The sequence below is a fragment of the Trinickia symbiotica genome, assembly GCF_003028655.1.
Lineage (GTDB): Bacteria > Pseudomonadota > Gammaproteobacteria > Burkholderiales > Burkholderiaceae > Trinickia > Trinickia symbiotica_A.
In genome coordinates this window covers 251470-266040 of the sequence record NZ_PYUC01000002.1, presented here as the reverse complement: position 1 = coordinate 266040, position 14571 = coordinate 251470, and the positions used below count along the sequence as shown (strand labels likewise).

Genomic DNA, 14571 nt, shown 5'->3' with positions numbered 1-14571 from the left:
CCCGAGGGGCAAAGCATGGACGTGGCCGACCTCAAGGTATTCGAAGCCGTGGCGAGGCTTGGCAGCATGAACCGCGCTGCCGCCGAACTGCATACCGTGCAGTCGAATGTCACGGCGAGGATCCGGTCGCTCGAGCGTGAGATCGGCGTGGCCTTGTTTCAGCGGCATGTACGCGGGGTGAGCCTGACGCCGGCCGGCGAGCGGATGCTCCCGTATGCCGCGCGCATCGCGAAGCTCGTGGCGGACGCGAAGCTGGCGGCACTCGACGACGGCGCGCCGGGGGGCACGCTCACGCTCGGAACGCTCGAGACGACCGCAGCGCTTCGGTTGGCCCCGGTTCTCAGCAGCTTTGCGCGCATGTATCCGCAAGTGCGCCTTTCGCTGACCACGGGCACGAGTTGCAGCTTGACGGCGGACGTAGCCGATTGCCGTCTCGACGCCGCGTTCGTGGCGGGGCCGGTCGACCATCCCGATCTTCACTGTGAAACGGTCTTCCGCGAAGAATTGGTGCTCGTTACCGCGCGCGCGATTCGCTCACGGGAAGCGCTCAACGCGATCGGCGAGCTCAAGACCATCGTCTTCCGACTCGGCTGCTCCTATCGTCAGCGGCTCGATGAACTGCTCGCCGATATGGGCATCGTGACGGCGACTCCGCTCGAATTCGGTTCGCTCGATGCGATTGTCGCCTGCGTAGCGGCGGGCATCGGCGTTACGCTGTTGCCGCGGGGCGTGGTGTCGGCTGCTGCCGATCAAAACCTCGTAACCATCCATACCGTGCCGCCGGAGATCGCTGAAGTCGAAACGTTGTTCATCCGGCGACACGATGCTTATGTATCAAGCGCGATGCGCTCGTTCGTCGACACTGCCCGTTCACAGCTCGGACCCGTCATGGCCGCGGCTTGAGTATTACGGTTCAGGCAGGAACGACATCGAACTCTATCCTGATGCCACCAGGCTCGTAGATCATCGTGTGGCGCTTCGGTCCTTTGCCGAGCAGTTCGGGCGCGAATTCGACGATGACACCGGGCCACTTCGAGACGCGCTCGACGATCTCGGCAAACGATGCCTCATCTGCTGCCCTCAGAGCAAGGTGATGGAGTCCGACGTTTCGCTTACGATCGAACTCGACCTTGCGCTCGGTGTCCGTTAGCTGCCACAGCGTCAGCATCACTGTGCCATCGGAGACGAACGACGCGGGATACTCGGGGCGGCCTCCTACCTCCCGCCAACCGAGGCAGCTTACGAAGAAATCACGGGTCGTCTCGAGGTTCGACACGGTCAGTCCGACGTGATCAATGCCGACGGTCAACGGTTGCGCGTGCATGGGGGAGCTCCTTTGGGGTTGGTTGTTGCGTCGTTTAGCAGCCTGTATTGTGCGTCCGCGCAAGGCGATGAGCCAGACGCCAGTCAGTCGTTATCGTCACGGAAAAGCATTGTTTCCTGCGTCCACGGCGGAAATCCGAGGGGTATCGCGCTTTGTGATACCCCTATCTGAACAAACCGCCAGCGTCCCATGCAAACGTTGCTAAAGTTGGTACTAGTCAACGAGGCAACAATCGGCATGGATGTCGTGCGCAGCATGAAGATTTTCATCGCGGTCGCGGAATCGGGGAGCTTCACGGCGGCCGCGCTCGAACTCGACGCGAGCACAGGATATGTCTCGCGCACGATTTCGGAGCTCGAGTCGCGCCTGCGCACACGGCTCTTGAACCGGACGACGCGCCGCATCGCGCTGACCGAGGCGGGCGAACGCTATTTGAATCGTTGCCGCGCCATTCTCGCTTCGATTGGCGAAGCCGAAGCGGAGGCATCCGAGGCGCATGCGAAGCCATCGGGCACGCTGAGGCTGCATGCGATGTCGAGCATCGGGCAGAACTTCGTCGTGCCCGCCATCGCCGCCTACCAGCAGCGCCATCCCGAAGTGACGATCGAGCTCACGTTATCGCAGAACGTACCGGACTTGCTCGAGGACGGGTATGACATTGCGCTGCGCGTGTCGCTCGATACGCTGCCCGATTCTAACTACATTTCCCATGAGCTCGGGTCGGCTCAAGGCATCCTCTGCGCCGCTCCGCAGTATCTTGCGGCGCGCGGCACGCCGAAGACGGTCGAGGATCTATCGCGGCATACGTGTTTGCAGGTCGCGTTGCCGTCTGTCTTCCCCGCCGATCACTGGCGACTCGTCGGGCCCGACGGCGAACGCCTCTTTCGTTTGCCCGACCATCGATTCAAAGTGAACGTTCCCGACGCGATGGCCGTTGCGTTGCAAGAAGGGATGGGCATCGGCGCATTGCCGGTGTTCGTGGCCCGTGCGTTCCTTCGTAGCGGATCGCTCGTCAGGGTACTGCCTCACTACCATTTGCAGACGCTCAATATCTATGCGATCTATGCATCGCGCCAATACGTCGACGCGAAGATCAAAACGTGGATCGAATTCCTCCGAGCGTGGAGCGCTGATGTGCTTGGCACGGACGAACTCGCGCGGGCCGCTCATGCACGGCCTCGCCCGCATGAGACCGCTGCCGCGATGAACAATGCTACGGCAGCGACGACGAGCGGTTGATCAAACGAGTGCGTGTGCGCGACCAGTCGATCCGACAACAGCGGGCCGACGATCTGCCCAAGCCCGTAGGCGGCTGTGAGCGTAGCCATCAGATTGAACGTCACCGCATGGGCCACGCGCTTTGCCGCCGGCATGACAACGGTCACCGTGCCGACGAACGTGCCGCCGACGAGCACGGCACTACCGAGAAATGCGAGCGCCGAATGATCGAGAACAGGCAGGATGACGCCGGCGGCTTGCACGGCCAGATTGGCGGCCATGGCGGTGCGGCTGCCCCAGCGATGATGGAGCCAATGCCAGAGGAAGCACGACGGAACGGCGGCCAGGCCGAACGCTGCCCAGATATGGACAGGATTGACCTGGGGCAGCGCGTTTCGGACGAGTAGCGGCAGATAGGTCGCCGTGACGATGTAGCCGAGGCCGGCGAGACCATAAATGGCGATGAGGGCCCAAGGACCGATGACCGCATGATTCGTGCTCGAAGCGCCTTTTGGTCCTTCACGTTGTTCGGAGTACGAAGGAATATTGCGTGCCACCGTCGGCCATGCAATAGCGGAGAGAATTGCCGATGCCGCGGCGAGGAGTAGCCAAAGCGCCGCAGTGCCAACGCCTCCCGCATGACCGAACGCAATCAGTTCGGCCGAAATGGCAATTCCCGTCCCCACGCCCGAATAGAGGATGGGCGCGCCGTGATGGTGTCCGATCACGTGGAACAGCCATACCGATGCGGCAACGAGCGCGAGGGCACTCATGGCGCCCGCGATGAACCTTGCGCCGATGATGAGCGCAATCGACGGATGCAGCGCAAGGGCGGCCAGGCAAACGACTGTTCCAATAGTGGCGAATTGGCAGAGGCGCACCGCATGCCGATGATCGATCCGGCTGACGGCGAGCGCGCCGAGCAGATAGCCGGCGTAGTTCGCGGACGCCGCGAGCGAGCCGCCCGACACAGTCATGACCGCTTCCTTCACCATCAGCGGGTACATGCCCGTGAACGAGAAACGGCCGAATCCCATTCCGACGGCAAGAATCAATGCGCCGGCAATCGACTCCAGCAAGGGAGCGCTGCGCGCGCGTACTAATGCGTTTTCCATTTACGTCCACCCACCCATCTTCCAATTCGAACGGCTCGTCACGTCGAGCCTTCAGTTCGTTCAATATTGGTTCGTCGATAGGCGAACGACAATCGCCGGCCGGTCAACACTCTTTTTACCGGCGACGATCATGCGGTCCTCCGTCAGTCGTCCTCTTTATACCGCGCGTCGAGACTATCGAAGAGGGGTTTCTGAACGAGACGCTGGCGCTCTTTGAACGGCGCGACGATGGCCGGGTCTTCATCCACGCGTCCCCGCTCGAGCAGCACGCCGAGCGACTGTTGCATGCCGCGCACGGCACCCTGTAGCGCGGCATTCGCGTAGAGCACCATTCCATAGCGCAGAGCGGCGAGCGCATCGCGATCCTGGACAGGCGTCTTGCCGCCGATGACGATATTGATGAGCAACGGCTTCTCGAAGAGGCCCGGCAACCGCTCGATATCGGCGCGCGTCTCCATCGCCTCGATGAAGAGAACGTCGGCACCTGCTTCGACGAACCGGTGCGCGCGGTCGATCGCCGCGTCGATTCCATGCGCCGCCGCGGCATCCGTCCGGGCGACGATCAGGAAATTCTCGTCGGTGCGCGCATCGACGGCGGCGCGTATCTTGCCGACCATTTCCCCGGCACTGACGACTTCCTTGCCGGAGAAGTGGCCGCATTTCTTCGGCATGACCTGGTCTTCGATCTGAATGGCATCGACACCGACGCGCTCGAGCGTACGCACCGCTTGGCGAACATTGAGCGCGTTGCCGAAGCCGGTATCGGCATCGACGATGAGCGGCAGCTCGACGGCATCGCGAACGCGCGCCGCATGTTCGGCGATATCGGTTAGGCCGATGAAACCGAGGTCAGGAAGCCCGAATGACATGTTGGTGACGCCGGCGCCCGTCAGGTAGACGGCGCCGAAACCCATATCCTCGATGAGACGCGCGCTCATGGCGTTGAACGCGCCGGGTACGAGCAGGCCCTGCTTTTTGCCGATCTCGGCGCGAAAGCGTTCTCTACGGGAGGCAGCGGATGAGCTCATAGGGTAGTCCTCGTGTGCGGGACGACGGCGCGGACGCAATCGTCAAGGAATGCGAAACAGCGTGCAGGCCGAACTCGTCAGTATCGACCGCCTGCGCGAAACGTCGGGCACCCAGGCTTCGAGTGCTTCGAACGATGAAGGATAATCGATCAGCGCCTCGTGCTGCGTATGCGGCCAGTCGCTGCCCCAGACGAGCCGTTGCTCGCCGAACGCATCGAGCAAGCCCTCGGTAAGCGCTTTGCCGAGCGCCAGGCCATCGCTGCCCGACGCACTGCGGTAGGCGGCGGACAGCTTGACCCAGACGCGGCCCGAATCGGCGGTCGAAAGCAGATAACGGAAGCCGGGGTCGGCGGCGCCGGCATGCGGGTCGGGGCGGCCGAAATGATCGACGACGACCGTGCACCCTTGCGACAACAGCGCATCGACGACGACCTGCAAATCGGCCGCCTGCCGATGCACTTCGACGTGCCAGCGCATGGCGTTCACGCGGGCAAGAAGGCGAGGCCATGCACCCGTCCGCAGGTCGGGCAGCACCAGACCGATGAGATTGAGCCGGATGCCGACGACGCCGCACTGATCGAGCGCCTCGAGCTCATGCTCGGAGATATCGACATCGACGACCGCCACACCGCGAAATCGCCGCGGATAGCGTTTCGTCGCGGCAAGCAGGAAGGCGTTATCGGTCCCGAGGAAGCTCGGCTGCACGAGCACGCCGTGAGAGATGCCGTTCGATTTCAAGTGCGCCACATAGGCATCGAGCGTCGCATCGTAGTCGGGCGCGTGGCGCCGAACCGCGGCGAGCGGCAGCCCGCGCGTAAAGACGTGAGCGTGCGAATCGACGGCCGTGATTTCAGGCGCGCGGAATTCCAGCCAATCCGCATGGTGCTGAATGGACGGGGCAGCGGTCTCAGTCTCGCTGGCGGCCTTGACGTCGAGATCGTTCATGAAGCGTAGTGAGCAAAAAAAATGACGATGCACTTATCCGCGCCCGGCAGGCGCGGGTTCCGCCGACGATGAAGACCCGTCGCGCGCGGCCGATGCGGTTGCCGCATCGATTCGCCGCCCGCGCGTCTCGGGCAGCAGCAAGGCAGCGATGACGACGAGACCATAGGCCACGCCCGCGTCGATGCCGATGGCGGCGCCGAGCGGCATCGAGCCGCTCATATGCCCGATCAGCACGGGAAAGCCTGCCGATACGATCCGTCCGAAGTTATAGCAGAAGCCGACGCCCGTCCCTCGGACGCCCTGCGGATAGAGCTCGTTGAAGAGCGCGCCGAGCGTGGCCGGGATGCCCGCGGAGAAAAGGCCGAGCGGAAAGCTCAGGATGAGCATCGCCGTATCGCCGATCGGCAGGAACACATAGAGGTTCACGGTCACGACGCAGCAAAGCGCGAAGAAAATCACGTTGAGGCGCCGGCCGATGCGATCCTGCAGCCACGCGCTGACGAAGCATCCGGTGATGAAGGCGACGATGACGACGGCGAGATAGCCGCCTGTTCCGAGCACAGACAGATGGCGCTCGGTCTTGAGGTACGTCGGCAGCCACGTCGTGATCGCGTGGTAGCCGCCGTGCGCACCGAGACCGATGACACCGCCGACGAGGGTCGTGCGGACGACGGAGCGATCGAAGATGCCCGCCGCGATGGCGAACACGCCAAGCTTTTTTTCGGGCTGCGCCGACGTTGCTTTCGGACGCGGCGGCTCCTCGACGTTACGGCGCAGATAGAGCACGAGTAGCGCGGGCAGCAGGCCGAGCGCGAAGACGACACGCCATGCCCATTGCGGCGATACCCACGAGAAGACGATCGTATAGAGCAGCACGGCGCCGCCCCACCCGAAGCCCCAGGCGCTTTGCACGACGCCCATCGCCTTGCCGCGATGTCTGGCATTGATCGTCTCGCTGAGCAGCACGGCGCCCGCTGTCCATTCGCCGCCGAATCCGATGCCCTGCAGCGCCTTCAGCGCGAGAAGCTGCTCGAAGTTTTGCGCGAATGCGCTCAGAAAAGTGAAGAGCGAGAACCAGACGACCGTCAGTTGAAGCGCGCGAACGCGGCCGATGCGATCCGACAAAATCCCGCCGAGCAGTCCGCCCAGCGATCCGGCTACGAGCGTCGCGCCGCCGATGAGGCCTGCCTGCCCCTTGCTGATGCCCCATGTCGCGAGCAAGGCAGGGATGACGAGGCTGAAAAGCTGCGTATCGATTGCGTCGAGCGCCCAGCCCGAGAAGCAACTCCATAGCGTGCGTCGTCCGGACTTCGAAATCTCTCCATACCACTGCATCAATGTCTCCCGTTTTTTATCGCGTGCAATGAGTGCGAAGAGGCGCTCGCCCACGACACGATCGAAACAGATTCTAAAAAGCATTGCAGTAGCGCGATACTATGAAATTGTTGATCTTTCATCACACGACGATATGGAATCCACGCGGAACCTTCGCTACTTTCTTGCCGTTGCCGATGCCGGCAGCGTGACGGGCGCGGCCGAAGTGCTCGGCATCGCGCAGCCGGCGCTCAGCCAGGCGATCACGCGAATGGAGCGTGAACTGGGCGTGAAGCTGTTTCAGCGCACACGCCGCGGAGCCACGCTGACGGCGGCGGGCGAAGCGATCGTCGACGATATCCGGCTCAGCGTTTCGCGCATCGAGGCCGCGCAAACGCGTGCTCGCGATATCGGCACGCAGCATGGCGGCAGGCTCGCGATCGGATTCGTCTCGGCGGCGCTCTTCGAAGTGCTGCCGGCCGCCATCGGTGCCCTGCGCAAGGACACGCCGAACGTGAAGCTGTCTCTGCGAGAAATGAGCAACGCGGAGCAGGCAAGCGCGCTCGAAAAAGGTGAGATCGACCTTGGGCTGCTGCATACCCCGGTGACCGTCGGCGGCAAGATGCACGAAAAGTTGATCGCGAGCGAGCCGCTTCTCGCCGTCGTTCACGAATCGTTTCCGCTGGCTGATGACGGCAAGGTCAGCCTCGCCGAGCTTGCGGACATCGGCTTGGTCTGGTTTCCGCAAGACCAGCTTCCGGGCATTCGCGCCGGAATACTGAGCGCTTTCAGGAAGGCGGGCCGCGAAGCCACCATCGTCCAGGACGCCAATCGCTCGTTGACGGTGCTTGCGTGCGTCGCGGCGGGCTGCGGCGCGTCGCTTCTGCCGCAGTCGACGAAGACGCTGCAGTTCGCGGGCGTGCGGCTGTGCGAGGTGCGCGACGGGGAGCACTTGCCGCCGTTCGAGCTGAGCGCGATCTGGCCGCAGCGCTCGCGGCCGACGCTCGCGGACAGATTCGCTTCGTTGCTAGGCGACACGGTCAGTCGTCCACGCGCGACCGATCGCAAAAAGGCGTAGCCCGACTGCATTGCCGAGATCGAGCCAGCCGTCGCCAAAGAACGCCGAAGCACGGCACGGGGGATAGGGTCGCCGTATCCAGGGGCGAACGATGCCTAGCTGGCACGTGCCCCCGCATCCTCAACGACAACCGACCCGGCCGCCTCCGACCGCCGTGCCGCACGCCGCCATTCTCCCGGGGTTACGCCCATCCATTGCGCGAAGCTGCGCCGAAAAGCCGCGATCGATTGGAAGCCGGCGAGTTCCGCCGCCGCTTCGGTCGTGACGGAGGGGTGCTTCAGAGCGTTGGCCGCCAGGCTCATCCTGATATCGGTCAACAGGTCGTGCGCCGAGCGCCCGAGTGCGTCCTCGAAGTGACGTACGAACGTGGCGCGCGACATATTGCAGAGTTGTGCCAGTTCCGGCAACGTCCAGGGCTTTGCGGGATCGCCGAACATCGCCATCACGGCCGGCGCGAGGCGCGGGTGTCCGGCCAATGCCAGCAGCCCCTTCGGCGTTCGCTGCGATTCGCTCGCCGCGCGCAGCGTCAATGCGAAGAGGGCCGATGACAGCACATTCAGCATCGCATGGCTGCCGAGCTTTTCTCCCGCGGCCTCGACTCTCATCATTCGCACCAGGCTGGCAAGCTGATCGGCGGCCGGCGCGCTCTCCGCGTGACGAACTGCGTTCTGCGCGCGGACGATCAACGTAGTGGGCAGATAGTCGCGAACGAGCCTATCATGCGGCGGTTCGACGAAGAATCGACCGCAGAGCATGTCGAGCCGCGCGCCCGATCCTATGTTTTCGTTGAGGATGATATTGGGCCCTTCCGTTACGCTAACGGGCGCCGGCGGCCGCCCGCTCCCGTCGTGCAAGACGTGAGCCGAGCCGTGCGGCAGCAGCAAGATATCGCCCGATGAAAGCGTCTGCGAAGTTCGCGTATCGGGATCTTCAAGGAGCGCGGACCCGTTCACGATGACGTGATAGGGAATTTCCCGCGCGGCCGATTGTTCATACACGACGTGCCACGGCGCGCCGAAGGCGCAGCGAACCTCGAGTTGGCCGGTGACGGTGACGATCTCCAGCAATCGGCTAAGCCAGTCGGGTCCAGGGCGCACGCGCTTCTCCAGCGTTGAGACTTTTGGGCATTCTATTGAGCTCTCATAGTCTCGGCAAGCTCAACGCTCACCCATAAAGTGAGGGCTCCTAACCACCTTTGAAGGAGTCCCCACCATGAGCCGCATCGCCGTTCCCTCCATCGATTCCGCCACAGGCGCTAACGCTGAAGTGTTTGCACAAGTGAAGAAGGCCACCGGCGGCAGCGTGCCCAACCTCTTCGCGACGCTGGGCCATGTCGCGCCGGGTACCTTGTCCGCCTATCTCAACGCCGAGGCCGTGCTGACGGGCGCAAGTCTTTCCAAGCAAGACCTCGAGACGATCAAGCTCGCCGTCAGCGAACTCACGGGCTGTGGCTACTGCGTCGCCGCGCACACGATGCTGGGCAAGTTCGCCGGACTGCGCCCCGAGGTACTCAAGCAAATTCGAGCCGGCGAGCCGACCGGCGACGCCAAGCGCGATGCGCTCGTCCGTTTTGTGCGGACGCTCGTCGGCACGCGCGGCGAGATTAGCGCGGCCGATTTCGATGCGATTCGCACGGCGGGCTACAGCGACACGCAATTGGCCGACATTTCGCTCGCCATTGCATTGATCACGTTCACGAACACGTTCAATCGAATCAACGATACAGACGTGGATTTCCCGCCGGTGCGGTAATAGGCGACGAGTGAACGCGCCGCATCATGAGCGCGTTCACGCTCGATTCATAATGGCAGTCTTTTGGTAGTACTAACCAAGCGCCGTCAACGCACCGCGGCGCTTGCCCGGTAGACCGATATTCCCTCCATCGGGTCCGGCTCTTCTTGCCAGGGCGCGAGCTCGAGCATTTGCTTCGTGTCTTCGTAGCCGGCGCTCCAGCGCCGCTCGATCCCGCTCGCCGAAAAATCGATGTCCCTGTTGAGGTCTCCATCGGACCGCGGGGCGTCGAGCTCGACGACTTGCATGGTCGTGTTGCATCCCCAGCCGAGCAACTCTTTCACCTCGGGCGATTCAAGCTGCTCTTGAGGAATGTGACGTCCGAGCTCGCGAATCACGTGCCGAAGCCGATGGATCTGCTTTTGCCGCGCGAGATGGCTTTCCGAGCGGCTCGAGTATTGGATGTCCCGCTGACGGCTCAGCACCTGCCAGATTGAGTCCGGCTCGGGGCCGTCCGTCGCCCACAACTGCACCGCGAAAATGATGGAGCTGCGTCGCGGCTTGTCGTCCAGAACCGCCTCGAGCGGTGTGTTCGAATAGATGCCGCCGTCCCAATACGGCTCGCCTTCCAGCCGCACCGACGGAAAGCCGGGCGGGAACGCCGCCGATGCCATGACGTGTTCGGGATTCATGGGCGCGTCGCGATTCGTAAAGTAATGCATGCGCCCGCTGCAGACGTTGACGGCACCTACCGTGAGCCTCGTTTTTCGCTCGTTGAGATACGTGAAATCGACGAGCGAAGTGAGGGTTTCGCGCAACGGCGCTGTCGAGTAGAACGCGGCGTGCTCGACGCCCACGCGCTGATGAAGGCCGGCCCAGACGTCAAGACGCGGCGTGAAGAACGAGGCGATGCCTTGCGTAACGATCGCGAGATCGCGCGACCAGTTTTCGAAGCCCGGCAGCCAGCCCGGCGTCGAAATGCCGCGCTGCGAGACACCGTCCCAGAACTGCCGCAGCCGCGCGAGCCGGTCTTCGAATGGATTGCCCGCGATGAGCGCACCATTTATCGCGCCGATCGAGGTGCCGATGATCCAGTCCGGCTCGATTCGCGCGTCGTGCAGTGCTTGGTAGACGCCGGCCTGATAGGCGCCGAGCGCGCCGCCGCCCTGCAAGACGAGCACGACCTGGCCGGGCATCGGCGCGCAGGCGCTGGTGTGGCCCGAAGCCGCTTCGGGGCTCGTGGTCCGCATTCTCCTGCTCATCGTGGGCTCCGCTCTCGTGAACGCAACAGCGACAACGAATCATCTTTTAGCGGGAATCGGCGTCGCAGTCAAAGAATTAAAGGCTTCGTTCGTGCGTCTGGAATCGCCATGGCATGCTGCGTGCAACTGCGCATAAGCGTAGCCCGAAGATTGTTCGACGGCCCGGGCTTTCGGAGGCTGACGATGGCGAAGAAGGCGGAAAACCGACGTATCGGCACGGCGGCGAAAGACGACGATGCCGTGGCTGCTGCGCCGCAGCCCAAGGTCCTGGCGCTGAGCGCGGTGACGCTTGCGACGCGCGACATGGCCCGTGCAGTGCGCTTTTACGATGCGCTCGGTTTCCCGCTCAAGTATGGCGGGCCATCGGAAACCTTCACATCGTTCGAATTCGGCGGTACGTTTTTGAATCTGATCGCCGACGCGCGCGGGCCGGCAGGATGGTGGGGGCGCGTGATCGTCTACGTCTCCGACGTGGATGGCATTTACCGCAAAGCGCTCGCCGCGGGGCTCGAGCCGGCGTTCGCGCCGCTCGACGCGCCGTGGGGCGAGCGATATTTTCATGTCGTCGATCCGGACGGACATGAGATCAGCTTTGCGAGGCCGCTTGCCTAGCCGGCCGCCGGGCTCCGCGGTAACGGCGGTCCGCCCGGCCTGGCTGCGAAGGGCGTGGCGGCCGGTCGGCGGGAGGCGGAGCGGGCCCGCTCGCAGTAATACGGCTGACACTAGGCGTAACGATAATCACTAGCTTTGCGCCGCCAGCATGGCGGCCGTTGGCGCCTACTCGTTGCCTTGGAGGATACGATGGACAAAGAGGACAGGAAATCCGACGCGGAGCTTTTCGCCGAGCGGCAGCGCCGTTTCGAGGAAGATCTCGTCGATGCCTACGACGAAGAACTCGAAATGGAGGTGGACGACCGCCTCCTCGATGCTTCGTCCGCTTTCACTCCAGAGGCGCGCCGCGACCGCAGGCATTATTTCCGCGAGCTGTTCCGCCTGCAGGGCGAGCTCGTGAAGCTGCAGGACTGGATCGTCGCGACCGGCCATCGGCTCGTGGTGATCTTCGAAGGCCGCGACGCGGCGGGCAAGGGCGGTGCGATCAAACGCATCACGCAGCGGCTCAACCCGCGCGTGTGCCGCGTCGCCGCGCTGCCCGCACCTAGCAACCGCGAGCGCACGCAATGGTACTTCCAACGATACGCCGCACATCTGCCCGCCGGCGGTGAGATGGTGCTGTTCGACCGTAGCTGGTACAACCGCGCGGGCGTCGAGCGCGTCATGGGCTTTTGCACCGATGAGGAGTACGAAGAATTCTTCCGCTCGGTGCCCGAGTTCGAAAAGATGCTCGTGAGGAGCGGCATCCAGATCCTCAAATACTGGTTTTCGATTACGGACGAAGAGCAGGAGATCCGCTTCCAGGCGCGCATTCACGATCCGCTCAAGCAATGGAAGCTGAGCCCGATGGACCTCGAGAGTCGGCGCCGCTGGGAAGCCTATACGCAGGCGAAAGAGGTGATGCTGCAGCGCTCGCATATTCCCGAAGCGCCCTGGTGGGTCGTGCAGGCGGTCGACAAGAAACGCGCGCGCCTGAACTGCATTCACCACCTGTTGAGCCAGGTGCCCTACCACGAGGTCGAGCACCCGGTCGTCACGCTGCCCGAGCGTGTGCACAACGAGGATTACATCCGCCAGCCCGTGCCGTCGTCGATGATCGTGCCCGAGATTTACTGAGCCGCTGCCGGCACCGGGGCTCTACGGAGACTGTTCCGGCATAGACGATCGTGCTCGAGGCCCACGCATGCCGGCCTCGAGCACTGTTCGATCAAGCCACTTGTCTCAGCACCCAATAGAGCCCGGCCGAAAGCGCGATCGAAGCGGGCAGCGTGAGCACCCACGCCAGCACGAGGCTGCGTACCGTGCTCCATTGCAGACCCGAGCCGTTTGCGGCCATCGTTCCCGCTACGCCGGACGACAGCACGTGCGTGGTCGAGACGGGCAGCCCATAGACGTCGGCCGCACCGATCGTGAGCATGGCGACGACTTCAGCCGAAGCGCCTTGCCCATACGTCAGATGCTGCTTGCCGATCTTTTCGCCGACCGTCACGACGATACGCTTCCACCCGACCATCGTGCCGAGCCCCAGCGCGATGGCGACGGCAACCTTGACCCAGGTCGGGATGAACTTCGTGGCGCCGTCCAACTGCTTCTTGAAGTTGTCGACCGCCTTCAGATCGTCTGCCGAAAACGCCGGTTGCTTCGCCTTTTCCATCAGCCGGATCGCCTCGGAGGCGACGTACATATCGTTGCGCGCGTTGCTGACAGTGTTGGTCGGCACATTGGCCATCGCTCCGGAACGGCCGACCTGTTGGCCGATACGCGTGACGAGCGCTTCTAGCGCGGGCAGCGTGGCCGGCGTCAACTGCCGGGTGCGGACGTAGTCTTCGACGCCGCCGCGCACATCGGCAGGCGCCGGCACGCCGTTCGTGTATTTCGAAAGCACGGCCGAAGTCTGTTGCGCCACGGCCAGGAATGTTTGCGTCTGCGCGGGCGTCACCGCCTTGTTCAGCGCATAAGCGGTGGGCACGGTGCCGATCAGAATCAGCATGATGAGGCCCATGCCCTTTTGCCCATCGTTCGAGCCGTGCGCGAACGAAACGCCCGTACAGGTGAGGATCAGAAGCGCGCGAATCCAGAACGGCGGCGGCTCGTTGCTGGTGGGTTCAGAGTAGAGCTGCGGGACGCGCACGACGGCTTTCAGCACGACGAGCAGCAGCGCCGAGAGCAAAAACCCGACGATTGGCGAAAAGAGCAGCGACTTGCCGACGCCGAGCGCCTGGCCCCAATCGACGCCGCTCGTACCGGAAGCCCCGTGCATGAGTTGATTCATGAGGCCGACGCCGATGATCGAGCCGACGAGCGTGTGCGAGCTCGACGAGGGCAGACCAAGATACCAGGTGCCCAAGTTCCAAATGATTGCCGCGATGAGAAGCGCGAACACCATCGAGAATCCCGCGCCGCTGCCGACTTGCAAGATCAGCTCGACAGGCAGCAGTTGCAGGATGCCGAACGCGACGGCACCGGTCGATGTCAACACGCCGAGGAAGTTCCAGGTCCCGGACCAAATCACCGCTGGGATCGGCGCAAGCGAATGCGTATAGATGACGGTAGCCACGGCATTCGCCGTATCGTGAAATCCATTCACGAACTCGAAGCCGAGCGCGATCAAGAGGGCCACGCCGAGCAGCAGGTACGGCAGCGCCGAAGGCAGTCGCACCGGCTGCAAATCGGTGACGAGATGGGTCGTGCAATAGGCGACGCCGAGCGCGATGGCGAGCAGGAAGACGAGAAGGCCGAGGCCGCGGCGCGCAGGGGTGGCGGTGGACTGCGGATACGAAAGTTCCGGCATGCCGGTTCTCCGAGTTGAGTCGCAGGGAGAACCCATGCTGAGTGGCGAGTGTGTCGTTAAGATGACGGGACGATGACGATACCTCCAGCCGGTCATCCGCAAGGTGGAATCAATGTGCGTTCGGGCCGGTCGATGCGGCGCCGGCACGCTCGG

The 14571-nt window shown here is 63.4% G+C and carries 14 protein-coding genes; 6 read left to right on the top strand and 8 right to left on the bottom strand.

The window, feature by feature from the left end; all coding sequences use genetic code 11:
• The first annotated feature begins 15 nt into the window (after positions 1–15).
• Positions 16–903: a LysR family transcriptional regulator gene (locus C9I57_RS04685; protein ID WP_107149483.1), complete on the top strand. Its 888-nt coding sequence runs from the start codon at positions 16–18 to the stop codon at positions 901–903.
• Positions 904–913: 10 nt separating this feature from the next.
• Here C9I57_RS04685 and C9I57_RS04680 read toward each other — a convergent pair whose 3' ends face one another.
• A complete protein-coding gene (locus tag C9I57_RS04680) occupies positions 914–1324 on the bottom strand; it encodes a VOC family protein (protein ID WP_107149482.1) in 411 nt (136 codons plus the stop codon).
• 237 nt (positions 1325–1561) lie between these two features.
• Between C9I57_RS04680 and C9I57_RS04675 the strand changes: the two genes are divergently transcribed.
• Positions 1562–2563 (top strand): LysR family transcriptional regulator, encoded by a 1002-nt coding sequence (locus C9I57_RS04675; RefSeq protein WP_107149481.1) that lies wholly within the window; start codon positions 1562–1564, stop codon positions 2561–2563.
• Here C9I57_RS04675 and C9I57_RS04670 read toward each other — a convergent pair.
• From C9I57_RS04670 to C9I57_RS04655, 4 genes are all read right to left on the bottom strand, one after another.
• The gene (locus C9I57_RS04670) at positions 2491–3657 is read right to left on the bottom strand and encodes a YbfB/YjiJ family MFS transporter (protein WP_107149480.1); all 1167 of its coding nucleotides are present in this window, start codon (positions 3655–3657) and stop codon (positions 2491–2493) included. The genes C9I57_RS04675 and C9I57_RS04670 overlap by 73 nt on opposite strands.
• A gap of 143 nt (positions 3658–3800) precedes the next feature.
• On the bottom strand, positions 3801–4685 hold the full coding sequence (locus C9I57_RS04665; RefSeq protein ID WP_107149479.1) for an isocitrate lyase/PEP mutase family protein: 885 nt from the start codon (positions 4683–4685) through the stop codon (positions 3801–3803).
• Positions 4686–4727: 42 nt separating this feature from the next.
• A complete protein-coding gene (locus tag C9I57_RS04660; RefSeq protein ID WP_107149478.1) occupies positions 4728–5630 on the bottom strand; it encodes an amidohydrolase family protein in 903 nt (300 codons plus the stop codon).
• Positions 5631–5663: 33 nt separating this feature from the next.
• On the bottom strand, positions 5664–6965 hold the full coding sequence (locus C9I57_RS04655) for an MFS transporter (protein ID WP_107149724.1): 1302 nt from the start codon (positions 6963–6965) through the stop codon (positions 5664–5666).
• A 133-nt stretch (positions 6966–7098) separates the two neighbouring features.
• Here C9I57_RS04655 and C9I57_RS04650 point away from each other — a divergent pair, with 133 nt between their 5' ends.
• Positions 7099–8022, top strand: coding sequence for a LysR family transcriptional regulator (locus C9I57_RS04650; protein WP_107149477.1), 924 nt, complete (start codon positions 7099–7101; stop codon positions 8020–8022).
• Positions 8023–8117: 95 nt separating this feature from the next.
• On the opposite strand, the gene C9I57_RS04645 is transcribed toward C9I57_RS04650, so the two are convergent.
• Positions 8118–9119 (bottom strand): cupin domain-containing protein, encoded by a 1002-nt coding sequence (locus tag C9I57_RS04645; RefSeq protein ID WP_107149476.1) that lies wholly within the window; start codon positions 9117–9119, stop codon positions 8118–8120.
• 115 nt (positions 9120–9234) lie between these two features.
• On the opposite strand from C9I57_RS04645, the gene C9I57_RS04640 reads away from it, so the two are divergent.
• Entirely contained in the window at positions 9235–9774 is a 540-nt protein-coding gene (locus C9I57_RS04640) for a carboxymuconolactone decarboxylase family protein (protein ID WP_107149475.1), read from the top strand.
• Positions 9775–9860: 86 nt separating this feature from the next.
• Here the strand turns inward: C9I57_RS04640 and C9I57_RS04635 are convergent, their stop codons facing one another.
• Positions 9861–11003, bottom strand: a complete 1143-nt coding sequence (locus C9I57_RS04635) for a patatin-like phospholipase family protein (protein ID WP_107149474.1) — start codon at positions 11001–11003, stop codon at positions 9861–9863.
• Between the two features lie 195 nt (positions 11004–11198).
• On the opposite strand from C9I57_RS04635, the gene C9I57_RS04630 reads away from it, so the two are divergent.
• On the top strand, positions 11199–11627 hold the full coding sequence (locus tag C9I57_RS04630) for a VOC family protein (RefSeq protein ID WP_258187498.1): 429 nt from the start codon (positions 11199–11201) through the stop codon (positions 11625–11627).
• A gap of 189 nt (positions 11628–11816) precedes the next feature.
• Entirely contained in the window at positions 11817–12743 is a 927-nt protein-coding gene (ppk2, locus tag C9I57_RS04625) for a polyphosphate kinase 2 (protein WP_107149473.1), read from the top strand.
• Between the two features lie 91 nt (positions 12744–12834).
• Here the strand turns inward: ppk2 and C9I57_RS04620 are convergent, their stop codons facing one another.
• Positions 12835–14418, bottom strand: coding sequence for an inorganic phosphate transporter (locus C9I57_RS04620; RefSeq protein ID WP_107149472.1), 1584 nt, complete (start codon positions 14416–14418; stop codon positions 12835–12837).
• Positions 14419–14571 lie beyond the last annotated feature (153 nt).

What these genes read in the sequence shown, in the direction of transcription:
- C9I57_RS04665 (WP_107149479.1), bottom strand. Translation starts at nt 4,685, where the DNA reads ATGAGCTCATCCGCTGCCTCCCGTAGAGAACGCTTTCGCGCCGAGATC.
- C9I57_RS04680 (WP_107149482.1), bottom strand. Translation starts at nt 1,324, where the DNA reads ATGCACGCGCAACCGTTGACCGTCGGCATTGATCACGTCGGACTGACC.
- C9I57_RS04630 (WP_258187498.1), top strand. Translation starts at nt 11,199, where the DNA reads ATGGCGAAGAAGGCGGAAAACCGACGTATCGGCACGGCGGCGAAAGAC.
- C9I57_RS04620 (WP_107149472.1), bottom strand. Translation starts at nt 14,418, where the DNA reads ATGCCGGAACTTTCGTATCCGCAGTCCACCGCCACCCCTGCGCGCCGC.
- C9I57_RS04640 (WP_107149475.1), top strand. Translation starts at nt 9,235, where the DNA reads ATGAGCCGCATCGCCGTTCCCTCCATCGATTCCGCCACAGGCGCTAAC.
- C9I57_RS04675 (WP_107149481.1), top strand. Translation starts at nt 1,562, where the DNA reads ATGGATGTCGTGCGCAGCATGAAGATTTTCATCGCGGTCGCGGAATCG.
- C9I57_RS04685 (WP_107149483.1), top strand. Translation starts at nt 16, where the DNA reads ATGGACGTGGCCGACCTCAAGGTATTCGAAGCCGTGGCGAGGCTTGGC.
- C9I57_RS04660 (WP_107149478.1), bottom strand. Translation starts at nt 5,630, where the DNA reads ATGAACGATCTCGACGTCAAGGCCGCCAGCGAGACTGAGACCGCTGCC.
- C9I57_RS04655 (WP_107149724.1), bottom strand. Translation starts at nt 6,965, where the DNA reads ATGCAGTGGTATGGAGAGATTTCGAAGTCCGGACGACGCACGCTATGG.
- C9I57_RS04635 (WP_107149474.1), bottom strand. Translation starts at nt 11,003, where the DNA reads ATGCGGACCACGAGCCCCGAAGCGGCTTCGGGCCACACCAGCGCCTGC.
- C9I57_RS04670 (WP_107149480.1), bottom strand. Translation starts at nt 3,657, where the DNA reads ATGGAAAACGCATTAGTACGCGCGCGCAGCGCTCCCTTGCTGGAGTCG.
- C9I57_RS04650 (WP_107149477.1), top strand. Translation starts at nt 7,099, where the DNA reads ATGGAATCCACGCGGAACCTTCGCTACTTTCTTGCCGTTGCCGATGCC.
- ppk2 (WP_107149473.1), top strand. Translation starts at nt 11,817, where the DNA reads ATGGACAAAGAGGACAGGAAATCCGACGCGGAGCTTTTCGCCGAGCGG.